Source organism: Bradyrhizobium sp. LeoB3 (genome assembly GCF_055456055.1).
Genome location: NZ_JBVBEF010000007.1, coordinates 21,421 through 46,558, shown reverse-complemented (window position 1 = coordinate 46,558; position 25,138 = coordinate 21,421). Strand labels below are relative to the sequence as shown.

Annotated in this window: 9 protein-coding genes; 3 read left to right on the top strand and 6 right to left on the bottom strand. The window is 60.3% G+C overall.

Annotated elements, in window-relative coordinates; genetic code table 11:
• The first annotated feature begins 187 nt into the window (after positions 1-187).
• Positions 188-7,801 carry a DUF4082 domain-containing protein gene (locus ACZXDY_RS08170; protein ID WP_464345127.1) on the top strand — a complete coding sequence of 2,538 codons (7,614 nt, stop codon included), beginning with the start codon at positions 188-190 and terminating at the stop codon, positions 7,799-7,801.
• 710 nt (positions 7,802-8,511) lie between these two features.
• On the opposite strand, the gene ACZXDY_RS08165 is transcribed toward ACZXDY_RS08170, so the two are convergent.
• The 3 genes from ACZXDY_RS08165 to ACZXDY_RS08155 all read right to left on the bottom strand — a co-directional run bounded on the left by ACZXDY_RS08165 (position 8,512) and on the right by ACZXDY_RS08155 (position 17,165).
• Positions 8,512-14,229, bottom strand: coding sequence for a DUF4082 domain-containing protein (locus ACZXDY_RS08165; protein WP_464345126.1), 5,718 nt, complete (start codon positions 14,227-14,229; stop codon positions 8,512-8,514).
• Between the two features lie 444 nt (positions 14,230-14,673).
• Positions 14,674-15,924 carry a GTP-binding protein gene (locus tag ACZXDY_RS08160; RefSeq protein WP_464345125.1) on the bottom strand — a complete coding sequence of 417 codons (1,251 nt, stop codon included), beginning with the start codon at positions 15,922-15,924 and terminating at the stop codon, positions 14,674-14,676.
• Between the two features lie 872 nt (positions 15,925-16,796).
• Positions 16,797-17,165 (bottom strand): H-NS histone family protein, encoded by a 369-nt coding sequence (locus ACZXDY_RS08155; protein ID WP_130225334.1) that lies wholly within the window; start codon positions 17,163-17,165, stop codon positions 16,797-16,799.
• 743 nt (positions 17,166-17,908) lie between these two features.
• On the opposite strand from ACZXDY_RS08155, the gene ACZXDY_RS08150 reads away from it, so the two are divergent.
• Complete coding sequence (locus tag ACZXDY_RS08150) at positions 17,909-18,277, top strand: H-NS histone family protein (RefSeq protein ID WP_028169206.1); 369 nt, start codon at positions 17,909-17,911, stop codon at positions 18,275-18,277.
• A 146-nt stretch (positions 18,278-18,423) separates the two neighbouring features.
• Here ACZXDY_RS08150 and ACZXDY_RS08145 read toward each other — a convergent pair whose 3' ends face one another.
• From ACZXDY_RS08145 to ACZXDY_RS08135, 3 genes are all read right to left on the bottom strand, one after another.
• Positions 18,424-19,902: an undecaprenyl-phosphate glucose phosphotransferase gene (locus ACZXDY_RS08145; protein ID WP_464345124.1), complete on the bottom strand. Its 1,479-nt coding sequence runs from the start codon at positions 19,900-19,902 to the stop codon at positions 18,424-18,426.
• A gap of 437 nt (positions 19,903-20,339) precedes the next feature.
• The gene (locus ACZXDY_RS08140) at positions 20,340-21,629 is read right to left on the bottom strand and encodes a polysaccharide biosynthesis/export family protein (RefSeq protein ID WP_464345123.1); all 1,290 of its coding nucleotides are present in this window, start codon (positions 21,627-21,629) and stop codon (positions 20,340-20,342) included.
• Positions 21,630-21,767: 138 nt separating this feature from the next.
• Positions 21,768-24,101 carry a polysaccharide biosynthesis tyrosine autokinase gene (locus tag ACZXDY_RS08135; protein WP_464345122.1) on the bottom strand — a complete coding sequence of 778 codons (2,334 nt, stop codon included), beginning with the start codon at positions 24,099-24,101 and terminating at the stop codon, positions 21,768-21,770.
• Between the two features lie 680 nt (positions 24,102-24,781).
• Between ACZXDY_RS08135 and ACZXDY_RS08130 the strand changes: the two genes are divergently transcribed.
• A complete protein-coding gene (locus ACZXDY_RS08130) occupies positions 24,782-25,108 on the top strand; it encodes a hypothetical protein (RefSeq protein ID WP_464345121.1) in 327 nt (108 codons plus the stop codon).
• Positions 25,109-25,138: the final 30 nt, after the last annotated feature.

The window sequence follows — 25,138 nt, the reverse complement described above, 5'->3', positions numbered from 1 at the left end:
AAATTTTTATTTGATTATTCGGCGACGCTGAGACAATTTATCACATGTGGCGGATAGCCGCATTTTGTTTATATTTAATTGCGGAGTGTTAAATGGCCGCACTCGCAGGATCAGACAGCCCCAATTCCCATAACTCATGGAACGCTGCCGCGTCCACCGCATCCCGGCCAGTGGGTGGGGTTCCGCCATGTTCACAGAAGTCCCGACCGATCCGCGCTTTGGCTTCGAGGCTCATTTTTCTGTTTTAACTTCACCGACGGCCGACTACACCGCCCATGATGTAACGGTCGTTATCGCCGAGCTGCCCGTGCACGGCGCCGTTCTGAAACCCGACGGGCTGACGCCCCTGCGCGGCGGCGAGACGGTAACCGTCGCGGAGCTGGCAACGTTGAAATTCGCGCCGACTCCAGTCGAGGGCGCGGAATTGTCGCAATGGAGCGGGCTGGTGGTCTACGCGCCACAATCATGCGACCATATGCCGATTGGCGTGGACTCCGCTATCCTTTCCGCTTCTGCGCCCGACCGGGTGATGACCATTGTCGAGCTGCCGACCAATGGGTCGCTGCGTTTTGCCGACGGGAGGACGAGGGTCGCCGCCGGTCAGGCGATCACGGCGGCGCAGCTGCGCGGCCTGATCTTCAGCCCGGTCGCGAAAGCTGCCGGAAAGATCTCTGTTCTGCGTTATGCCTGTGCCGATCGTGCGATCGTCGAGGATGTGTTGATCGTTGTCGGCCCCGATACGCCGTCACACGGCGTCAGGGTGGCGGAAGCCGGCGACCGAGACGGCGCGCTTGCGCCTCTGGCCATCGCTCTCCTAATGGATCTCGGCCTTTCGGGGTCGGGTCTGACCGTGGCCTCGGCGGCGGTCGAACCTGACGACACGCAGGCCGCTAAGCCGGCCGGCCCGTTGGGCGTCATGCTCGGCCAGAAGCCGGATTCAGGCGCAACGGCGCCTGTTCTTGACCACACTCTCGTCGCCCCGGCGTCGACGATCCTTGTGGAGTCCATAACCCTCACGTCCGATTCCGTCCCAACCGAAGAGCCCCCGCAAAGCCGCATCGGCTCAAGCACCCCGCCGGACATAATCAGCCTGACGCTCGCGTCGCCGCCGCTGAGGCAGGCGTCGAACAATCTGAGCATGTCGACGACCATCCCATCCTTGGCTTCGTCGACGGCGCCATCGACGGCCGTCACGACCAATCAGCAGGACTACCCGCCGGGCGGCGCTGCGACCTTTACGATCGCGGGCGTCCAACCCGGAAGTTTGGCGGCGTTCCCAATCGCCGGCGGGCCCGGCGTCAAGGGCCTTGCCGATGCGGCGCCGGCGTCAGGGCCGCCGAGCCATGCTTCGTCCGCAACGCCATCGATGACCGTCACGACCGATAAACAAGACTACGCGCCAGGCAGCACGGCGACCTTTACGGTCACGGGGGTCAAACCCGGAACTTCGGTCTCATTCCAAATCGCCGACCTCGCCAGCGCGCCCGGCGTCAACGGCGTCGCCGATGTCTATGCGCCGTTTGCTGTCGTGGATGGCGGCCCGGGCGACGCCGACGGTCTCGTCAATGGTGTCGTCGTCGCCAAATGGCAGGTCCCCGCCGACGGCCGCGCGACCGGCGCCGACATGCGGCTCACAGCCAGTTCCGGCGGGAATGCCGCGACCACGACATTCGCCGACGCGGCCAACCCAATCGTGCTGGAAAACCAGAAGCCCGGAACGCCGATGAGCGTCTGGTGGGTCGATTCGGGTCAGGATTCGACCAAGCTCGAAGGCTTCACCACGCAGATGGGGACGAATGTCGGAGGCACTGTCCAGTTCAAGATCGACAATCTCACCGGCAACGGCAATTACACAATCAGCATCTACCGACTGGGCTATTACCAGGGCGACGGCGCGCGCCTCATCACCACGATCAATCACACGGGCAGCGTAATCGCCCAGCCTAATCCAATAACTAATCTGGCGACCGGCGAAGTGGACGCCGGAAACTGGAGCGTGACCGACTCCTGGTCTGTTCCCACTACCGCCGTTTCAGGCATCTATGTCGCCAATGTCACGCAGGGGAACCAAGTCTTCCAGATTCCCTTCATCATTAGCGATCCCAATTCGACCAGCGCGATCCTGCTCCAGACCAATGACGAAACCTGGCAGGCCTACAACAGCTGGGGCGGCGCCGACGTCTATGGCGGCAACGGGCCCGGTGTAAACGGTTCGGCCTATGCGGTGAGCTACAACCGCCCGATCATCACGCGCGACGGCAGCATTCTCGGCGCCATTGGAGGAGACGCCTCATCCAACGACATGGCGTTCTCGGCCGAGTTTCCCACGCTCTACTGGTTGGAGGAAAACGGCTACGACGTCAGCTACATAACTGGCGAACAGGTCGGCACCGCCCCGAACGATTCCCTGCTGCTCAACCACCAGATCTATATGACCTCGGGGCACGACGAATACTGGACCGACCAGCAATATCTGAATGTGCTCGCCGCCCGCCAAGCGGGCGTCAACATGATGTTCCTGACCGGCAACGAGACCTATTGGCAAACGCGGTTCACGACCAGCATCGACAACTCGGCGACGCCGAACCGCACCATGGTCACCTACAAGGACACCCACGCCAACGCTCTGATCGATCCGACGGGAACCGCGACCGGCACGTTCATGGACGCGCGCTTCACCTCGACCGGGGGATTGTCGGGAACGCCCTCCAACGCTCTCACAGGGGAAGTGTTCTCGGTCGATTCCGATCGCTTCGACACCATCACCATCCCCTATGGCGAAACCCAGTTGCGCATATGGCGCAACACGTCCGTGGCGAACACGGCGGTCGGCGGAACCGCGTCGCTGACGCCGGGGCTGCTCGGCTATGAGTGGGACTCGTCGCCGGACAACGGCTACCGTCCCGCCGGCCTGGTCGATGTTTCGTCGACGACCCTCCAAGTTTCGACCAAACTGCTCGACTACGGCAACACCACGGGCAACGGCACTGCAACTAACAATATCGTCGAGTTTCGCGACCCCGTCAGCGGCGCGCTGATATTCTCGACCGGCACGGTGTTCTGGTCCTGGGGCCTGTCCGACCAGCACGACGTCTATCAGGGTACGCTTGAACCGGTCGATCCCAGCGTCCAGCAGGCAACGGTCAACGTCCTCGCGGACATGGGCGTGCAGCCACAGACCCTGCAGACGAGCCTCCTCATCGCCTCCAGCAGTACGGACCACACGGCGCCGACATCGAAGATCACCAACGTCTCGACCAGCAGCCCAACAGAAGGCCAAACCGTCACGGTGACCGGAACCGCAATCGACGTCGACGGCGTGATCGGAGGCGTCGAAGTCTCCGCCGACGGCGGCAAGACCTGGCATCCTGCGACCAGCAACGTCGGCGCGGCGACCGAGATCTGGTCCTACACGTTTACGGCGCCCGGCGCGGGCACATATATGCTGGAAAGCCGCGCGGTCGACGACAGCATCAATCTCGAGACGCCGAGCGACGGCCAATCCTATACGGTCAAACCTACGTCAAGCCTGTCAATCTTCAGCGGCGTGACCACTCCGACGTCCACCTTCGACAAGGATCCGAGTCCGGTGGAGGTCGGCGTAAAATTCACGTCCACGACCTCGGGGAAGATCACCGGCATACGCTTCTACAAGGCCGCCGGGAATACTGGCGTGCATATCGGCGACCTCTGGTCCTCGAGTGGCACACTGCTGGCGAGCGCGACCTTCTCCGACGAAACCGCAAACGGCTGGCAGCAAGTCAATTTCGCGACGCCTGTGCAGATTCAGGCGGGACAGACTTATCTCGCGTCGTACCACAGCACCACGGGCTATTCGTACACCGACTATTATTTCGCCAATGTCGGCGCCGGCCTGACTAACGGTTCGTTGACCGCCACCGGCAACGGACTGAACGGCGTCTTCGCCTATGGCTCGAACCCGGTGTTTCCGAATACCGTCTCCTTCGCCAACAGCGACAATTTCTGGGTGGACGTCGTCTTTGACGACACTACTAGCGGCGGCCCCCAGGCCAATCCCGACAGCGGCTTCACGGTCAGCCAAAACAGCTCGATCATCATCGCCGCTTCGACCCTGCTAGCCAATGACACGGATTCCGCCGGGCTAGCTCTCTCGCTCACCGGCGTGAGCGCGGGCGTAGACGGAACCGCGACCTACAATGCGACGGCGGGCACGGTCACCTTTACCCCAACCGCCAATTATGCGGGAGCAGCAAGCTTCGCCTACACGATCAAGGATACCAGCGGCGCGACAGCGACCGGCCAGGTTTCGCTCAATGTCACCTATCCGAAATCGGCGCAAAGCCTGTTCGGCACCAACGACACGCCGAACGAGGTCAATTCCAGCGACGGCTCCCCCGTGGAGTTGGGCGTCAAGTTCTCCGCCTCGACCAATGGCACAATCACCGGCATCCGATTCTACAAGGGGTCGGCAAATGTCGGCACGCATACCGCCGATCTCTGGAGTTCGACGGGAACGCTGCTGGCCACCGCGACCTTCACCAACGAGACAGCGAGCGGCTGGCAATTGGTGACCTTCTCCAATCCGGTGCCGATTACGGCCGGGACCATCTATGTCGCCGCCTACCACACCAATGGCTTCTATGCCGACACGACCAACTTCTTCACCGCGCCGGTCACCAACGGCGCCCTGACGGCGCCGGTCGGGGCCGGCGTCTATGCCTATGCCGCGACCGATGCCTTCCCGACGCTCACCTATCAGTCGACCAATTATTACGTTGACGTGGTTTTCAATGGCGGCGCGGCGCCGCCGGTCGCCAGTGCCGACAGCGGCTTCACGGCGCAGCAAGGCACCGCGCTGACCATTGTCGCGTCCGCGCTGCTCGTCAACGACACCGATCCCAATGGCCTGACGCCGACCATTTCCGGGGTGAGCGCTCCAGTAAACGGAACGGTGAGCTACAATGCCACCACGCAGGTCGTGACCTTCACGCCGACCACCGGCTACTTCGGCGCCGCCAGCTTCACCTATACGATCGCCGATACGTTAGGCGGCACATCCTCGGCGAATGTCTCGCTGACGGTGAAGGCGCCGCCGCCGGTGGCGAATGCCGACGGCGGCTTCACTACCCCGCAGAACACCGCCTTGACCATCGCGGCGTCGTCGTTGCTGGCCAACGACACCGATCCCGATAGCCTGGCGATGACGGTCACGGGCGTGAGTGCGCCCGTCAACGGGACGGTGACCTACAACGCCGCCACCAGCACCGTGACTTTCGCGCCGACATCAGGCTATTCGGGCCCGGCGAGCTTCACCTATTCGATCATCGACACCGCCGGCGGCACGGCTTCCGCCACGGTCTCGCTGACGGTGAAGGCGCCGGCGGCGCCCATCGCCAACCCCGACAGCGGCCTCACCACGTTGCAGAACACCGCGACCACCATTGCGGCATCGTTGCTACTCGCCAACGACACCGATCCCAACGGCCTCGCGCTGTCGGTCACCGGCGTGAGCAACGCCGTCAATGGGACCGCGACCTACAATGCCGCGACGAACGCGGTGACCTTCACGCCGACCACCGGCTACACCGGCCCGGCTAGTTTCACCTACATGATCACCGACACCGCGGGCGGCACGGCTTCCGCCACCGTCTCGCTGACGGTGAAGGCGCCGCAGCCGCTGGTCGCAACCAACGACAGCGGTTTCTCGACCAGCAAGAACACGCCGCTCACGATCAATGCGTCGCAACTACTGGCCAACGACACCGATCCTAACGGCCTGACACCGACCATCTCCGGCGTGAGCGCCCCGGTCAACGGCACGGTGACCTACAATTCCACGACACACGTCGTGACCTTCACGCCGACCACCGGCTATACGGGCGCGGCGAGCTTTACTTACGCGATCACCGATACCGCCGGCGGCACGGGCTCCGCCACTGTTTCGCTGAACGTGAATGCGGCCGCGGCGCCCGTCGCCAACCCGGACAGCGGCTTCACCACGCTACAAAACACCGCGACAATCATCACGGCGTCGGCGCTGCTCGCCAACGACACGGATCCCAGCGGCCTGACGCCGACCATTTCCGGGGTGAGCAATCCCGTCAACGGAACGGTGAGCTACAATGCAGCGATGGATGCGGTGACCTTCACGCCGACCACCGGCTTCACCGGCGCAGCGAGTTTCACCTATTCGATCACCGACACCGCCGGCGGCACGGCTTCCGCCACGGTCTCGCTGACGGTGAAGGCGCCCCAGCCGCTCGTCGCCACCAACGACAGCGATTTCTCGACCAGCGCGAACACGCCTATCACCATCAGCGCGGCGCAGCTCGTGGCCAATGACACCGATCCAAACGGCCTGACGCCGACGATCACTGGCGTGAGCAACCCCGTGAACGGGACGGTGAGCTACAATGCCACGACGCAGGTCGTAACATTCACGCCGATCACGGGCTACACGGGCGCGGCGAGCTTCACCTATGCGATCGCCGATTCCTCCGGCGCAACCGGCTCCGCCAGCGTGGCCTTGACAGTGAACGCCGTCGCGGCCAACGAAACACTGTTCAGCGCCAACTCCGTTCCCGCGACCGTCACGGTGAACGACGCGGCCTCCGTCGAACTTGGGTTAAAATTTGTTGCCTCGGCCAATGGCCAGATCACCGGCATCCGTTTCTACAAGGGGCCGTCGAACACGGGGACTCATGTCGCCGATCTCTGGACATCAACGGGAACCTTGCTGGCCACCGCGACCTTCACCGCCGAGAGCGCCAGCGGTTGGCAACAGGTGAACTTCGCCACGCCAGTCTCGATCACCGCTGGCGTGACCTATATCGCCTCCTATCACACCAATGTCGGCGAATATTCGGCGACCAGCAATTACTTCACCGCCAATGTGGTCAGCGGCGACCTCACCGCCACCGCCTCGGGCAATGGCGTCTACGCCTATGGCTCGGGAAGTCTGTTCCCGACCAACAGTTTCAACAAGACCAACTATTGGGTGGACGTCGTTTACACCAAATCCACCGGGCCGCAGCCGCCGGTAGCCAATAATGACAGTGGTTTTGCGACTACAACGAACACTGCGCTCACGATCAACGCCTCTCAGCTGCTGGCCAATGACACCGATCCCAACAACCTGGCGCTGTCAATCACCGGGGTAAGCAATCCGGCCAACGGCACGGTGTCCTACAACACCAGCACGCAAGTCGTGACCTTCACGCCGACCTCCAACTACACTGGGCCGGCGAGCTTCACCTATTCGATCGCCGACGCCAATGGCGGCGTCGCCTCCGCCAGCGTCGGCCTGACGGTGTCTGATCCGTCAACATCGAGCCTGTTCAGCGCAACATCGACGCCGTCGATCGCAACCGTCAACGATCCGAAAGCGGTCGAACTGGGCGTCAAGTTCCAGTCGTCTACAGCAGGTCAGATTACCGGCCTGCGATTCTACAAGGGGCCACAAAATACCGGCACCCATGTCGCCGACCTGTGGAGTTCGACGGGCACATTGCTCGCCACCGCGACCTTCACCAACGAGACGGCGAGCGGCTGGCAGCAGGTCAACTTCTCGACGCCGGTTTCGGTCACGGCCGGCACGACCTATATCGCCTCGTATCACACCAATGTCGGCGACTATTCGGCCGATCCGAATTTGTTTGCGAATGCTCTCACAAACGGACCGCTGACGGCTCCATCGTCTTCGTCGAGTGGAGGCAATGGCGTCTACGCCTATAGCAGTTCAAGCCTGTTCCCGACGAGCACGTTCAATTCCACGAGTTACGGCGTCGACGTGGTCTTCAAGCCGCAACTCGCAGGGTAGGAGGAATTTCATGCATGCATGCCGAACTCTACATCGATGGAAGTGGATGAGATCACCGTCAGCGGATCGATCGTCCGCGTATGCAGAACTCGAATTTTGGCATCCGGGAGATGGCAATCAACACTGCAATTGCGAATCGGGCTTGTCGTGGAAGAACCGCGTCACCAAGCTCAGCCGGTAGACCGGATCCAGCCGATAGCGCTCGGCGAGGGCGCGCTGATCGGGCGTGAAGTGATCGACCTGGAATCCCGTTGCAGGCGATCGTCAACCAGTCCGGCGTCAAGCCCGCCCCAACCGGCGGGTCGAGATCGACGCGGGCCACGCCAGCGACCATGGCCTTCCGATACATGATGCGCTGGGTGTAGGCGCTTTTGGCAGCGACAGCCTGTTTCCCACCCATACCTACAACTCGACAAGTTACGGCGTCGGCGTTCTGTTTCGGCCACAATTGGCAGCTTGAGCTTGTGGAAAAGGCTCGCCTGCTGCTGCCGCCTGCAACGATAGGGGTTGCGCGACGCTCAGGCCGGCTCCGGGACGCTGCTCAGAAGGCCATTCGGAAGGGCGCCGCGTGTGGGAAGTCCACACGACACGACCTACAGGCTCACTCGTCTGTCTCGACAGCGGTTCTGCGGCATCGCGGCAATTGAAGCACGGCAACCCGGGTTTGACCCGAGTTGCCGAAGCCAGCCTCGAAGCCCGCAATCCCGCCGTTACGCCGCGAGTTGCGGACGGAACAGCACGTCGACCCCGTAACTTGTCGAGTTGTAGGTGTTGGTCGGGAACAAGCTGCCTGATCCATACGCATACACGCCGTTGCCACCGCTCGAGGCCGACGATGGAGCGGTCAGCGGCCCGTTGCTGACCGCCGAGCTGAACAGGTTGGGATCGGCAGAGTAGTTTCCTGAGGTGTGATAAGACGCGATATACGTCGTACCTGGAGTGATCGTGACTGGGGTAGCGAAATTGACTTGCTGCCAGCCGCTAGCCGTCTCGTTGGTGAAGGTGGCGGTGGCAAGCAGGGTGCCGGTGCTGCTCCAGAGATTTGCGGTATGGGTTCCGGTGTTCGACGGGCCCTTGTAGAAGCGCAGCCCGGTGATGTCGCCGGCGCTGGACGACCGGAATTTGAGCCCAAGCTCTACCGAGTTCGGATCATTGACCGATACCATGCTCGGCGTGGGATTAGAGCTGAACAGGCTTACGATAGTGGCAGATGGTGCGGTGACGGTCAGGGAGGCGGATGCGCTCGCCGTTCCACCCCGGCCGTCGGAGATGGCATAAGTGAATGACGCCGGTCCCGTATAGCCGGAGTTGGGTGTGAAAGTGACGGCGTTGGTCTGGGCATTGAAGCTTGCCGTGCCACTGACGCCGTTGCTTACGCCCGTGATCGTCAAGGCATCGCCGTTTGGATCGGTGTCGTTGGCGAGCAACGCGGACGCTGAGATCGTGAGCGAGGAGTTTTGCGTGACACTGAAGCCAGAGTCGTTCGCTGCGACGGGTGCTTGGTTGGCGCTGCCGCCCGCGGGGCTGAAGAGCACGTCCACCCAGTAGTTCGTGGCACCGAAGGTGCTGGTCGGGAACAGATTGCCAGTGCCGTAGGTGTAGACGCCATTGTTGGCGGCGGGTGCTGTGAGCGGGCCGTTGACACGAGCGGTCGCGAAATAGTTGCCGGTGGACGTGTAGTGGCCGTTGCTGTGGAAGCTCGCCACGTAGGTCGTGCCGGCGGTGATCGAAACCGGATTGCTGAAGATGACGGTCTGCCAGCCGCTGCTGGTTTCATTCGTGAACGTGGCGGTCGCCAGCAGCGTGCCGGTGCTGCTCCACAACGAGCCGGTATGAGCACCGGTGTCACCGGCACCCTTGTAATATTTGATGCCGTTGATGGTGCCCGCCGCAGAAGACGTGAAGCGCACCCCGAGATTGATCCCCACTGTGTCGGAATCCGAGAGAAGCGCCGGCGTGTCCGAACTCGAAAACAAGCTCACCGTCGGCGTGGTCACTGTCAAATTCGCGGTCGCACTCGCGGTGCCGCCGCGCCCGTCGGAGATGGCATAGTTGAACGACGCAGCGCCGGTATACCCGGCGGTCGGCGTAAAGGTAACGACGTTGGTCTGGGCGTTGAAGCTGACGGTGCCGTTGACGGCGCCGCTCACGCCCGTGACCGTCAGCGGGTCGCCATTCGGATCGGTATCGTTGGCAAGCAGGGCCGATGCAGCAATGGTCACAGCGGTGTTCTGCACGGTGGTGTAGCCGCTGTCGTTGTTGGCAACTGGCGGCTGGTTGGCTGCCGCATTGACCGTCAGATTCGCGGTTGCACTCGCGGTGCCGCCGCGCCCGTCGGAGATGGTATAGATGAACGACGCAGCGCCGGTGTACCCGGCGGTCGGCGTGAAGGTGACGACGTTGGTCTGGGCGTTGAAGCTGACGGTGCCGTTGACAGCGCCGCTCACGCCCGTGATCGTCAGCGAATCGCCATTCGGATCGGTGTCGTTGGCAAGCAGCGTCGCCCCCGCGATCGTCAGCGCGGTGTTCTGCGTGGTGGTGTAGCCGCCGTCGTTATTGGCGACCGGCGGCTGATTGGTGCTGCCCCCGGACGGGGCAAACACGACATCGACCCAATAGTTGGCAGCGTTAAAGGAACTGGTCGGGAAGATGCCGGAGGTGCTGGTGCCGCCATAGGAATAAACACCATTCCCGCTGGCAAGCGCGGTCAACGGGCCGTTTGTGACGGCTGTGGTGAAGTAGTTGTTCGTCGCCACGTAGGCGCCGGTGGTGTGGTAGGAAGCAACATAGGTGGTGTTGGCGGCAATCGAAACCGCGGACGGCAGCGTGACGGTCTGCCAACCGCTGGCTGACGTATTGGTAAAGGTGGCTGTGGCAAGGCGAGTGCCTGTCGCTGTCCAGAGATCGAGCGTGTTGACACCGGTGTCGCCGGGGCTGCGATAGAATTTGAGCGCCGTAATCTGGCCAGCGACCGAGGACGTGAACTTCATCCCGACTTCGAGCTGGGATCCGTCATTCAGGTTGGTCTGCGCCGGTATATTTGACGCGCTGAACAGGCTGACGGGAGCCGCTCCCGGCGGTGCCACGGTGAAGCTGACAGTGGCCGATGCCGTACCGCCGCGCCCATCGGAGATCGTGTAGGTGAAGCTCGCCGGGCCGGTGTAGCCGGCATTGGGCGTAAACGTGATAGTGTTGTTTTGCGGATTGGGCTGGGTGTTGAGGACGACGGTGCCGTTCGTCGCTCCGCCCACCGCGGTGACGCTGATCGCATCCCCATCGGGATCACTGTCGTTTCCGGTCAGGGTCGATGCTGCGATCGTGACGGCCAAATCGCGTGTCGCGGTCGGCCCGACGTCATTGGCGGCCACCGGCGCTCTATTGGCGGTGGAAGGATTGAACATGACGTCAACCCAGTAATTCTCCCCCGAAAACGTGTTTGTCGGGAATACGCGGTTGCTGCCGTAGGTGTAGACGCCATTGCCATTGGCGAGAGCGGTCAGTGGACCGCTCGTCACATTACTCGTGAAGTAGTCGGGGCTGACGGAGTAATGACCCACGTTCGTGTGATAGGAGGCGACATAAGTGGCGCCCGGTGTCAGCGAGACCGGGTTAGAGAACGTTACGCTCTGCCAGCCCGATGCAGTTTCGTTAGTAAAAGTTGCGGTTGCCAGCAAGGTGCCCGTGCTGCTCCAGAGCTCGCCGGTATGGGTGCCCGTATCCTGGCTGCTCTTATAGAAGCGGATTCCGCTCACCGTGCCGGCTATCGACGTTTGGAACCTCACACCCAGCTCGACAGCGCTTGCATCCGTGCTGTTGACGATATCGGGGGTTGCCGAGCCCGGGAAGAGCGTGAGGTAAGGCGCCGCGGTGACGGTCACCGTGCGACCCGCCGAAGGCATTTCCAGATTGATGCTGTCATCCACCGCGCGAGACTTGATGGTGTAGGTCCCGGCTACCTGCGGCGACCAGGTATAGGTCCACGTCTCGTCACCGATTGCATTATACCAAGTCGCTCCGCCGTCCGTGGACACCTCGACGCCGGCGATCACGCCGCCACCCAGATCCGCTGCGGTGCCGGAAATCGTGACCACACTTCCTGCACTGAAACTTGCCAGTGCGTTGATCGTGGAGGTGGGACGGGTAGTGTCCGTCGAGGCGGTTGCTGCGACCATTCCCGACTGGATCGTTCCTGGCTGAATGCCCATATCGGCGAGCAGGTTGATCATCGCCTGTTGCACGCGTGGGTCGCTGGGAGTTGGTTGCAGGTCGTGATTGTCGCTCAGGCCCCACGGCCAGTAGACCGTTCCGGCGCCGAACACCAATGCGCCGCTCGCCGCGCGATAGAGGGTCAGATTGTGTGTTGAGACGCCATTTCCGACTGTGTTGCCGTAATCAAGCAGATAGGTGCTGACCGGGAGCGTTGTCGAAGAGAGCCGAACCAGGCCGGCGGGATCGAATCCGTTGTCGGGCGCTTCATCCCACTCATAGCCGAGATAATTCTTCGTCAGCGTCGCGGTCTGCCCCGGCTGAAGATTGGCAACGCTGGTGTTGCGCCAGAAGCGCAGGTTGGCGTCGTCGTAGGGGATTGTGATTGCCTTCAGGGCGTCGGATTGGGTGACGCCGACATCATCGACCTGGAACATCTGTCCAATCAAGGCATTTTCCGGGATACCCCCGCCGATCGCCGGCGGGCTGAAGCGCGGATCACGAAACGTTCCGGTCCACTGGTCGGTTGGATCGATCGACGAATTTGCCCAGGTTTCCTTATAGGAGATCAACGTACGGTAGGCCGTGGCGTCGCTGCTTATGCTGTTGCCCCAGCGCGTGCGCCAATACATCTCGTTGCCGCTCCAGAACGCCAGATTCACACCGGCATCGCGGGCTGCCTGGACATTGGCGCGTTGCTGCCCCGACCAATACTCATCGTGCCCGGCGTCGACGTAGAGCTTGTGGTTGAGAAGTAGACTGCCGTAACGGTCTGTATCCACTCCAGCCATGTAGGAGACGTCGTAACCGTTCTGCTCTAGCCAATAGATCGCCGAATATTCGGCGCCGAACAAATAGTCCTGCGGACCAGAAGCGGTTCCGATGCCGCCCCGGGTGGCAATCGGCCGGTTGTAGCTCACCGCATAGGCGCGTCCCGCACCCTGACCTGTCGCAGGACCGTTGCCGCCATAGAAGTTTGCGCCGCCCCACCCGTTATACGCTTGCCACGTTGTGTCAGAGGTCTGAAAGACCACATCGCTCGTGCTGCTGTCGTCTCTTACGATGAAGGGGATATGATTCTCGCCGAACGTTCCGTCCTGCCGTACGAGCTTTGCGATATAGACACCGGATACCGCGTCCGCCGGAATGTTCCAGGATGCGGAAACGGACCAGTTGCCGGCATCAACCAGGCCGGTGGCCGCGTCGCGCAGCGGTGAAGGCTGGTTCTGCACGCCCGTGTGCTGAATGGTGGTGACAAGTCGAGCACCCATGCCGCCATAGTAACCGAGGCGATAGATATCGATCCGGTAGTTTGATGAATTCGTATTGATCTTGAAGTCAACTCTGTTGCCGACGTTGACGCTGATGTCAGTAGCAAAACCTTCGATATTCGAACTGCCGGCGCCGTCGATATCCCAAACGCTTTGTGGGGTTCCCTGCTTCTGATTCTCAAGAACGATCGGGTTTGTAGATGTCGCGGCGGCCGCGAGAAGGTTGGGCGATGCCGTTGTAGTGGCCTGCCGCGCGACAAAGGGCTGCGCGGTGGTCACCGAGCCGGACAGCGTTCCGATTATGCCACTCGACGTCCCCGTACCGGTCTCTATGCCGCCCGGCAGCACGTTTGAACCTGTAACCGGCCGTCCGCCTGGCAGCCAATTTGTAAGCGGCGCAACGTTCTGCAATGACATGTCGGCACTGATGGAGGCTCCCATGACCCCGGCCTGGCCGGTCGCCGCGACAGTTGCTGTCCCGGACACCCGGCTGTTGAGCAACTGGCCGCTCAACTCCACTGGCGCCCCGGCTGCTCTCTGATCGAGCAATCGCGTCGGAGCAACGAAGTAGCCGCAACCGCAAATCTGCGCGACTGCCGGAGGCGTGGAAGATCCAACGATGTCCGGGGACAAGGCCGCCGAGGGAACTCGACCGAGGATGACGAGGGGATTTAACGTCGCTGTATCGGTCGCCGCAGGGACGGGCGTTCGGAGGGCTGCTGTCGAACTTTCAAATCCGGCGTCCGATGCGTCAGTGGATACAGACGCCGCGACGCCTGAGGCGTGCAGGCGCAGACCGTCCACGATGTTCTGCGCCGCGATCGGCGACAGGGACTCGGTTGCGGCGTCCGAATCGGAGGCCTTGGCTTTCGCTCGCAGGAGAGTACGCGGCCAAGTCTGCAATCCGATAGCAACACGGCCCAAGCCAAAATCCTCGTAGAAGGACTTCATGATATCCTCGCGAGCGAGAGGGGAATACGCGTGACGGACGCTGAACTCTGCAGTCTTGACGGCGACGTGGATGCCGAAGCGTCAGCTTTAAAATTTGCGGATGCGCGAAGCGTGGGCCACCGCGCGGTTGCGCCGCCGGTGGCGATGGATCCGAACACCGGCGCGCGCCGGTTCGATAACGCGCAACGTTCGCTGGCAGCGCCAGCACCGCTACTTGTAATGGTTGCCATGACCATAGCACCGCCGGCAAACGTTTAAGCGCATCGAATTAAATGTAAAAATAATCCAGATTAAATATTTAATGTCATTTGTTTTGCGTGTCGAGTCCGAGTTGCAGGGGAGCAACCGGATGTCGAATTTGTCGCAGGTCCAAACGGTGCATAACCGTGGTTAATCCGCGGAACTTCCCGTTTTCGCCCTCACGCCCGCTGGCCGGCACCCGCTTCAGCGAAGGGGCTCGCGGATGCCGTTCGCGGAGTCAGGATAGTGCCAAGGGGGGAACGGGTCGCTAAGGTTGCGCCAGTTCTGGGGTTCGAACCCATTCTCCGAATGGTTGAGGCAGGCATCGAGCGACGATCGGATATGACCTTCGTCCATATCTGACCCGATGAACACCAGCTCCTGACGACGATCGCCCCAGGTGGAGTCCCATCGACTGTCGAGATGTTCCTGAAACTGAGGATGGCTTGGCCAAGTCTGTTTCGGCACTGTCGCCCACCAATAGCCCATGGGCTCGCAACGACGTTGTACCCCGGCAACGGAGAGGAGACCCACCCAATCCGGACGGGTGGCAAGCCAGAAATGTCCTTTGGCGCGTATCACGCCGGGCCAGGGCTTGTTGAGAAATGACAAGAACCTGGCGGGATCGAAGGGACGTCTTTCCCGATAGACGAAGCTGAATATGCCGTACTCTTCGGTCTCCGGCACGTGCAGATCGGGGCTGTGCAGCTCCTTGTGCCAAAGCGGATTTGTTGCGGCCTTTGCTTCATTGAAAAGGCCGGTGTCGAGAATCGCCTTGAGAGGAACGTTGCCGAAGTCGGTCTCGATCTGGCGCGCCTGGGGATTGAGTGCCGCGATCACCTTGCGAATTTCCGCACGCGTCATCTCTGTCACTTCCGATATCTTGTTGATCACGACCACATCGGCAAACTCGATCTGCTCGACCAGCAGATCGACGAGCGTTCGCTGGTCGGATGCATCGCGCAGCTGGCCGCGGTCGCGCAGCAGATCGCGGCTGCTATAGCTCGCGAGCAGGCTCATGGCGTCCACGACGGTAACCATCGTGTCGAGTCTTGCAAGATCGGAAAGGGACACACCAGCTTCGTCGCGAAAAGAGAACGTTGCCGCAATGGGGAGAGGCTCAGCGATCCCGGTTCCTTCGATCAGAAGATAATCAAAGCGCCGTTCTTCAGCCAATCGCCTGACCTCCAGCAGGAGGTCGTCGCGCAACGTGCAGCATATGCAACCATTGCTGAGCTCGACCAGCGTCTCGGTCGTACGCGACAGGTTAGCACCACCGTTGCGGACCAGACTCGCGTCTATATTTAACTGACTCATGTCATTAACGATGACCGCAACGCGCAGGCCCTCGCGATTCCTCAGCGCGTGGTTAAGCAATGTCGTCTTCCCCGCACCCAGAAATCCACTGAGCACGGTGACTGGCAGCCGATGGGCTTCGCTCGCTCTCTCTTTCATAAGCCTTCCTAGCGGATGAGCTGCGGTCCGCTGATGTTTCACGCCAATCCTGCCGCCACTCTCTTACGTGCCGTCGCAGAACATTAAATATTTAATTTCATGTCTAATATTCAGGCCCATTCATGTCAATTAACTCGAGGTGCGGCCAGGACCGGGATGGATGCTGGAATTGCGGACGCCGAAGTGTGGCGGGGCGACTTGGCATCGCGCGAGCGGATATCAAAACTGGACCTACGCCGCTTGCCGGCAGTACATGTGCGATCAAATCGCGCGCCCCCAACGACAGCGTTAATCCGGGAATATCTGGTGCGCGAAGAACCATCTCGGTTGCGCCTAAGCAAACGGTCACATTCAGTAATCCGGTTTTGTTCACCTTGAGAAAAAATTTCGCGCTGCAACAGATGGCATTGCGTCGCGTTTTATGTCCTTTTAAACTGGTAAATGGGAGTATGCCGGCTTCTTCTCTGCCTGTCGGTTTTTTGGCCACTGCGAGAGTTGCGACAAGCGTACACGCGTAAAATTGTCGCAGGCGGAGTGAACCATCATCGATAATCGCCGACTAACGAAAGTGACTATTGCCGACCACCGGTCATTTGTTTGGGTGAGGGGGTCAATAATGAGGAATATTTATAAGTCGAGTGATTGCGTCCTTTGGGATTCCCTTAACGCGATCAAGCAGGCGCAAATTCAGCTTCATCTTTTAAATGGTGAGGGAGCCAACCCAACCGTCATTGCCTCCCGAATTCAACTCTGCGACGTTCTTCTGGGTGAGATTTCGGGCATCCGTACCAGTCTCGCCAGGCACCTCGAGTACACGCGCGGCGCGGCGCCTGTTCAGTTGCACAGCTAAGATATCTCGGCGAACGACGCGCTCAGGAGCGGTGAGCGTTGTCGTCCGTCGCCTTGTCGCTGTCCTCGATCCTGAACTCCTCCAGCTTGCGCCCGGACTGCAGCGCGGCCACGAGCCATCGGGGTTGTTTGCCGCGACCGGACCAGGTTTCGGTTGGCTCCATCGGGTTGCAGTATTTCGGCGGCACTCGTGGATATCTGCGGCGCGGCCGTTCGGCGCCCGGCTCGGAACCTGCACTATCCTGCATCGGCTCGGGCGGATTAAGTTGAGCCAAGCGTTTCTCCAGCTCGAGCTTCTCGGCCGTGATTCTCTCTGACAAAATCTTCGTAATCTCTTCGTGGAGAAGCCAAAGCTCGTCGAAAGTCATCGTCTCTAAATCGGATTTGCGCATCGTGCTCTCGCGACCAATTTGAGCCTGAGCGGGGGCAATTTCTCTACAAAACACACTCTCTGCTCAGGCGATAAAAAAGCGCTGAGCGCCGACGTGAATGGAAGACATTATATGTGACATAAATATTATATCCAATGATTTATTTAATGCTTGATAATTCGTTTTTTATTGGCAAGCTATAGCGGAATTTCAGGCGATCCGCGGAGTTTAAATAGATAAATAATTGTGCGGAAATGTGGTTTAAGTTGGTATTGTAAGGGTTTGAGAAATGGACCGTATTGAGCTTCCCCTCTGCCATCTTCATGAGACCGTCAGTCGCTTTGTCGTCCCTTCCGCCGCCCTGCGGGATATTCGCGCCTTGCAGGCCCAGATCGAGCTTCGACGTCTCGCCCTGAGGGATATCGAGGTAATTCGCTGCCGGTTACGGCCGCTCATGCGCCGGAGAAGCAAGCGGGTCATCCCGAGCCTGCGGAAGAGGCATGGGAGGCGATTACGTCAGGCGCCGGCGTTCCGCGCCCGGGGTCTGCGCGAGTCCTGCGCCGTGTAGCCCCTCAAATTCGGTAACATATCTTATTGCGGGTTACCCTCGGCTGTTGCAGCTTCTGCAATAGGCTGTGGGTACATAAATGTATGCATGGCTGATTTATCCAGAACTTGCATTGGAACTTTTTGGTATTCCCCTTGATTAATAATGAACGAGGCCATATGACAGCCGATTATTAAGGCGGAACCGCGGGACGACCATGTCGGCGAAAGAAATCGAACTAAAGTCCATGTCTTTAGATGATCTCTGGTCACTTCATGAAGAGATCAGCGGGATATTGTCGGCCCGGATCGAAGCGGAAAAGCGCGAACTTGAGAAGCGGCTGGCGGTTCTTAGCCGGGGTGTGGGTGGCGCGCGCGAGTCGGATGATGCGCGAACGCTCCAGGGCGGGAAGCCGCGGCGGAAGTATCCGAGAGTGCTGCCGAAATACCGTAATCCGAAGACCTCCGAGACTTGGTCGGGCCGTGGCAAGCTGCCTCGGTGGCTTGTCGCCGCGATGAAATCAGGAAAGAAAATCGAAGAGTTTCGGATCAGCGAGAGCGGTTCGAAAGGCCGGCAGCGCGCCTGATCCTGGACGAAGTTCTGGATCACAAATCCTCGATATCTGGTCGGTGCAAACGGCAACTCGGGAGAGGCATGCGGCGCATGCCCTCGTGGACCTAGTCATTCCTGCAGTCATTCGCGCAACCATTGCCGGAACAGCTTGAGCAGGCTCTAGAATGCGTTGCGCGCTCGCAATACCTCCAATGGGGTCCGAACGAGAATGGCGAGATCCAGTCGTAAACTCCAGTTATCGATGTACCACAGGTCGTATTCGACGCGTTGTTCGATCAAGGCCGTTGTGGGCGTCGGGCCGCGGCAGCCATGGATTTGCGCCCAACCCGTGAGGCCGGGCTTGACCCGCCGCCGGAACGCGTAATGTTGGACCGCCTTATCGAACTGGCTGTCGTGCGCCATCGCGTGCGGTCGCGGTCCGATCAGAGACATGTTCCCTTCCAGGACATTCAGGAGCTGCGGTAGCTCGTCTATGCTCGTCCTGCGGAGCCACTTGCCAATCCGGGTCACGCGGCTGTCGGCGGGCCCGGCTTGGGTGATCGAGGGTCCGTTCTCCAGCACACGCATGGTGCGAAACTTGTAGATCGCAAAGCACCGGCCGTTGAAGCCGCAGCGTTGCTGCCTGAAAAGGACGGGGCCGGGCGAGTCGAGCCTGATGATGACGGCGACGAGCGCAAGCAGCGGCGCCAACATGACCAAGCAAATTCCGGCGCCGATCAGATCAACGCATCGCTTGGCAGCGCATTCAATTGGGGTCAGAGGCCCGCGCTGCACCTCAACGCCTATGGCGCTTCCAAGATCTCGGGTCGGTCGCGCGAACATCTCCGATGCAGCCCCGACCGGAACGAAGACGACCGGAAACGGCAAGACCCTCAGTTCGGCCACGAACTCGCGCAATTCGCACCATCGGTTCGGATCCGCTTCCACAACGATCTGTTCGATGTCGAAGCCGCGCGCGCGCTCGACTACGAGGTCGCTAAGCCGCTTGCGGTAGCTTGAACTGGCGCCGGGCCGAGGCAGGCTGAAATGCCCAGCCAAGCGAAACCCCAGTGCCGTGAGCGCCTGCGCCAGCCCGGTGTCCTGCGATGGCGCCTGGTCCGCGATCAGCACCACATTGCCGCCGGAAAATTTTCGGTCGGTGAGGCCTTTCGACAGCAGGGCTCTCATGATGACCCGATGTCCGATCAGCATCGCCAAGCCGACAATGGCAAAGGCCACGCCGGCGCCGCGGGAGAGTTCGGCACCGATGTTGAGGGCGCCGACGGCCGCGCTGAGCAGAACGAAGACGAAAATCCACGAGAGGCAAACGGCGTGGACCTGACGGCGAAGCGCAAGAAGCTCAGGCGGCCTGTACATGCCTCGCATCTTCAGCAGGGAAACGCAAAGCGCCGAGACGACGATCGCGGAACCTATCGCTTTACTGACATCAGCTGAGGTTCCGCCCACATGGAGCCGGTAAAGCAGTGTGGAAAGAATGCTGGCGATCACGATGATCGCGACATCGCTGCAGGTCGCGAACAACTCAATGGAGCGATAGCGGATCGGCCATCTTCGTCCGGACTTCAGCGTTGGGCTGAAGCTACGAGCGATAAACTCGCCATCGACGTCCGCTGCAATATTGCGGGTTATGAAATTCATGGCTGGCTTGAAATGATCACGGGGTGGCCCGTCTTAACCATTATTTAATCTATAATAATGCGTTAAATGGAGCAAGAATTAATTGCGAGATTAAATGAATTTAAATGGCCGGTCTTTTCCGGGCGCACTCCGTTCGCGCGTCGCCAGAGCGGTTCCTGTATCCATCGCGCGTCCGCATCAGGATGCATCGGACGACAAACGATGGAGCCTTCTCCCGGAGCCCCAGGACGGCGCGGCGACGTGGCGCATCGAGGCTCGCCTGGCGCGTAAGCTCGCTGATCGTGCAGAATCAATGGCAGATGCTGCGCGCGATCAGTTGCAAGCGGGCGCTTCCTCGCTCCGCATCGCCGGCCCGGAGCCTCCTGATCAGGGGACGCATGATCTCCTCCCGGAGATCATGCCGTGCCGGCAGCGTCGCCGGGCATAAGCCCGCCGAATCAACGAGTGATCGCTGGTGAGGTAACTGTGACGGATGGTGAAGTAATTGGGGTCGGTGTCGTGATCACCGTGCTTGGTTGGCCCGCGGTGGCAGCCTTGAGAGCGTAGCCGTTGGTCGCGTAGATGATCGGGTCGTTTGCCGTGGCCATGATCGTTCGCAGGAAATTCAGGAACTTGGTGGTTTCGACGATAGGGGAGTTGGACGTGTAGATAACGTCCTTGTTCCGCATTTCGAAGGTTTGAGCGAGGAAATAACCCGAAGGATCGCGGAAATTGATCAGATAAATGACGGGAATGATCGGGCCTTTGAACGGCCTGCAGTCGACGCCCATTTGCTGGGCTACTTCGCGCGTCTCACCGCGATACAGGAAGACCGACGACGGATCGGCCAATCCGTCGTTCATGCCACCCTGCTTGCCCACGGCCTCGGCCAGCGAGATCCGCCACGCATCGAACTTGAATTGCCCCTGAAGGCCGGACGCGCCGAACGCGACGAATGTCTGCGGCTGGCTGTAGAGATAGATGACGTCGTTCGGCAACACGTAGATGTTGTTGGAAGGCTCGTACATCAATGCGCCGAACGGCACGCTTGCCCGGTGTCCCTTGCGCTCGAGCGATACCCACATGTCATAGCCCTGCGTGATAGGTCCGCCGGCGCGGGCGACGGCGTCGATGATGCGCTCGGGGGCCGGGCTCGCACGAAAGCGGCCGGCGGCGCGCACGTCGCCAAGCACGCTGACCAGTGACGTGTTCTGCTCCGCCACGGCCACGACGACCTGCGGTTCGAGGGCTCGGCCCTTGAGCTTGTCCACGATGTCATCCCGGATTTCGGATGGGGTGCGGCCCAGCGCCCGGATCGTGCCAGCGTACGGAACGGCGATATAGCCCCTCTCGTCCACCGCCTGGTTTGGAACCGTCACGAAGTTGCCGGCGCGGACGCCGGCGTCCGATGTGAACAGGCCGCCGGCCGCGGACTCGAAGATGGTGATGCTGACGGTGTCGCCTATGCCGAAGCGGAACGCCTTCGCCGGTGCCTTGTCGGCAAAAGCCGAGGACAACCTCGGCGTATAGCGGCCGAGAACTTCGACAACCTCCGGCGTCAGCTTGACCAGGGCGTAAGGCAGAACGGCTGGCTCAAGGCCTTCCGACGCCGTGCGAACGTCGGTCGCCAGCGGGCCGGATCCAGGCGTCATAATACACCCGGCACAAGAGAGTGCCAGGAGACCAGCAACGATCCTCCCGCATGTTTGCAACGCACTAATGACTGAAATCCCCAAGTCGTCCCACACTGACAAAGTACATCAATGCGCGATTCAGGCCAACGAATCATCGCATTAACCTGAACGCAGTTGGTTCTTGTTGCCGATATGCAACATGGTGACTCGGGTTCGGCGGGGGCCCGATCCTGGACAGCGCATTGAATCCGTTTAGTTAGATGCGGTCAGGCCATAACGCACGTAGTGATCGTCGCGGTAGTAGTCGCTGCGGTGCGTGTCGTAGCGGGACATCATCTTGATGTCGGTCTTGTTGAGAACCGCGCCAATCAGACACTCGTGGATATTGGGAGCAGTGTGCAGCGCGTGCTTGACGACCTCGACCTTTGTCTGCCCCCATTCCACCACCAGGACGAAGCAGTCGACGAAGGTTGTTGTTAAGCGAACATCGACCAGTGGGGTCAGTGGCGGAAGATCGACGATGACATAGTCATAGGCCGATCTTAGCTGATCAAACAGTTTGCGCATCGAATCCGCTGCCAGCACCTCGCTGGTGTGGAGCACCGGTGTCCGGCTGACGGCGGGGAGGAATGCCAGATTGGTTTTCGGATCGCGCCAGATCGTCTCCTCGATCTGCCTGCCGTGACTGACGACGTCTACGATGCCTGTCGTGGCGTTCGCGGCGAGACTGGCGGAAAGCGACGGGTTTCGAAGGTCGCAATCGACGACGATGACGCTCTTGCCGCTATGGGCGATGAGCTGGGCGAGCGAGGCTGCGATCGTCGTCTTACCCTCGTTGGGCAGGGCCGAGGTGATGCCGATCACCTGATTGGAGGCTTTGCTGGGATGGAGGTCTATGGCGAGTTTGATTGCCCGGATCGACTCCGCGTATCGGGACAATGGCTTGCCGATGACGGTCCTGTGAAATGTCGAGCCGGTGGAAATCTTTCGCTGCCGCATGTCATGATCGGAGTTCCATGACGTTGCCTTTGCGGTCGACGAGCGCTTTTCGGCCCGCAATGCCGGCACCAGGGACACGCATGGTAATCCCAGCGTGGTTTCGATCTGCGATGAGGTACGGAAGACGCGATCCATCATTTCCCTGAACAGGCCAAGCCCCAAGCCCAGCGCAAGTCCACCGCATAGACTTAGCGCCATCACCAAAGCGCTTTTCGGTTTGCTCTTGCTCTGCGGTGGCATGGCCGGATACATCACCCGCGCCGGTGCGATGGGAAAACTTTCCTGCTGGGCCGTGCCGACGTAACGTTGCAGAAATGTATCGTGCAGGCTGCGCAAGCTTTTTGCCTTGCTCTCCAACTCGCGTATCGTAATTTCGGCCATGTTGGTCGATCGCGATTGCTCTACCGCCTCGGATAGTCGCTTCTCGATCTCCTGCTGTCGCTGCTTGGCTACCTCGAGTTCGCTCCGACTCGTCTCCGCGTACCTCCTGACTTCATCGAGGATCGAGCCGCGGACCTCACGCATACGATTCCGCAAATTGACGACCGCGGCGTGGTCGCGGCCAAAGCGCGGTCCCCACTCGGCGACGCGTCGTTCGAGTTCAAGATATTGTTGGCGAAGATTGTTGATGATGGGGCTGCTGAGTGCATCCGTGCCCGCTGCATCCAGATTGCCGATCGATGACGAGTTCCCCGGGTTGGCTTCCAGGATGGCTTCGTAGCGATTTAACTTGGCCAAGGCCTCGGACGTTTGGGCGCGAGCCGCGACCAACCGGCTGTTGAGCTCGGAGACCTGCTGCTCGTCGATGGGCCTTCCTCCGGCGGAAACGAGGTTGTTCTTAGACTTGTAGGCACTCACCGCGCGCTCGGCCGCGAGCGCCTGCTCTCCGAGCTCCCGCAGCCTTTCCTGCATCCAATCCCGTGTCCGGCGGTTTGTCTCCAGCCTTGCTTTCTCCTGGTCGGCAAGATACGCGCTCGCGATTGCGTTGGCGATCTCGGCCGCTCGTACCGGATTGCTTGAACTGAAGCCGATGTCGATGAGGTTGCTGAGATTGATCCGGTTAACTGTGACGCGGTTCTGAAACGCCGTGATGATGCCGTCCTGCGGCTCGGTTGGTGATGGTAGGGGCGGATCGTTCGGTTGAGACGACCCAAATCCACCACGAACGCGCTGCCACATGGAGGGCAGCGAGTTTGGCGGTTGATTGAAATCGGGGTCATCGGCGAGGTTAAACTGGCTGATAATCTGGACTGCCATCCCTCTCGATTTCAGGACCTCTACCTGAGTTTCGAATACATTGCGATCGAAGGCCGGATCAACTAGGGCCGATTGCTGCTGGATGAATTGCGCCGTCCTCGCATTTTCAAGTAGGACCTGGACCTGGGCTGTATAGGTCGGCGGCGTGATCCGCAGGTAGATCAGGCCGGCAGTCGTTCCGAGTGCGGCCGCCAGAGCAACTACCACGCACTGACGTCGCAGGAATGCCTGGGCAGTATCAATTAGTTCGCCAATGCCGCCGCCCTCTCCTTCAGGGTCTTGGGTCAGGCCGCGGCTTCGATCAGTTCGCAGCATATTGCTCTGGAGCATTCGTTTTTTTCGCCTCCGCCACCTGTAAATTTTGCCGGGCCGGGGTGAGCACAAGTCTGGTGGGGCCGCGGGAATGTCCAGGCTTCAAATAAATACACTAGAAAATGCTGTTCGTCCAAATTAAATATGCAATGATAAATTTGAGGGCTGTTCGTGGAAGCTATGGTCGGCGACGTGTCGGCTGGCGGATATTAATAGTAAAATGTCCGATAATTGACGCCGGGAGGCGCTGGCGTGGCGATTTCGTCGAACTTCTTGGAGGAAAATGCACGCTCGATGCCCGCTTCATGATCAAGTTCAAGCTCCGTCCTTGGGGACCTGGTGCTTTGATTAATAATGGAGAATAATATATTTTGTGAATATGCTATAATTAATTGACTTTTTAATTGCGGAGACTTTTATTCATGACCCTGATATCCGGATCGGCCATTTCGGGTGGTTCAGGTGGTCGGATATGCCGAGACATGACCGAGCGGTGCATTTTGCATTTTATGACCCCGATGCTCCCTGCATTCCAGTCGCCCGGCAGTCCGTGGAGGCCAGACCGCGATCATAGCAACAGCCGCCGTTCGGTTTTCGATCGAGCGGCCGTCCCGCGTCAGTGACTATCGTAAGCGTCGATCCCGTGGCTGCAGGTCGACGCCGGATTTAAGCCGAAGCTCGCAGCATTGGAGGCTTTGATGCACGCCGAACTCTATACTGATGGAGTGGACGAGATCACCATTGGTGGGTCGATCGTCCGTGTCGATCTGGTCAGCCTTTCGCCGACCGAACGCGACGCCAACAATGCGCCGAAGAAGGTGTTCCGGCAAAGGCTGATCTTTTCCGTGGAGTCGTTCGCGAACTCGGTCGAGGTGATGCAGAACGCGCTGCAGGGGTTGGTCGACGCTGGCGCGGTGCGGCGCAACCCGCCGAAAGGACAGGCCGGCCAGGCCCCGACCACTTCGACGGATCGCGAACCGCCCAACAGCCCACGGTCCCCCAATGCCTCAAGCAATTTCCGTTGAAGCCGACCTCACGGGCGCGGAAGCGTCGCC

What these genes read in the sequence shown, in the direction of transcription:
- ACZXDY_RS08170 (WP_464345127.1), top strand. Translation starts at nt 188, where the DNA reads ATGTTCACAGAAGTCCCGACCGATCCGCGCTTTGGCTTCGAGGCTCAT.
- ACZXDY_RS08165 (WP_464345126.1), bottom strand. Translation starts at nt 14,229, where the DNA reads ATGAAGTCCTTCTACGAGGATTTTGGCTTGGGCCGTGTTGCTATCGGA.
- ACZXDY_RS08160 (WP_464345125.1), bottom strand. Translation starts at nt 15,924, where the DNA reads ATGAAAGAGAGAGCGAGCGAAGCCCATCGGCTGCCAGTCACCGTGCTC.
- ACZXDY_RS08155 (WP_130225334.1), bottom strand. Translation starts at nt 17,165, where the DNA reads ATGCGCAAATCCGATTTAGAGACGATGACTTTCGACGAGCTTTGGCTT.
- ACZXDY_RS08150 (WP_028169206.1), top strand. Translation starts at nt 17,909, where the DNA reads ATGTCGGCGAAAGAAATCGAACTAAAGTCCATGTCTTTAGATGATCTC.
- ACZXDY_RS08145 (WP_464345124.1), bottom strand. Translation starts at nt 19,902, where the DNA reads ATGAATTTCATAACCCGCAATATTGCAGCGGACGTCGATGGCGAGTTT.
- ACZXDY_RS08135 (WP_464345122.1), bottom strand. Translation starts at nt 24,101, where the DNA reads ATGCTCCAGAGCAATATGCTGCGAACTGATCGAAGCCGCGGCCTGACC.
- ACZXDY_RS08130 (WP_464345121.1), top strand. Translation starts at nt 24,782, where the DNA reads ATGCACGCCGAACTCTATACTGATGGAGTGGACGAGATCACCATTGGT.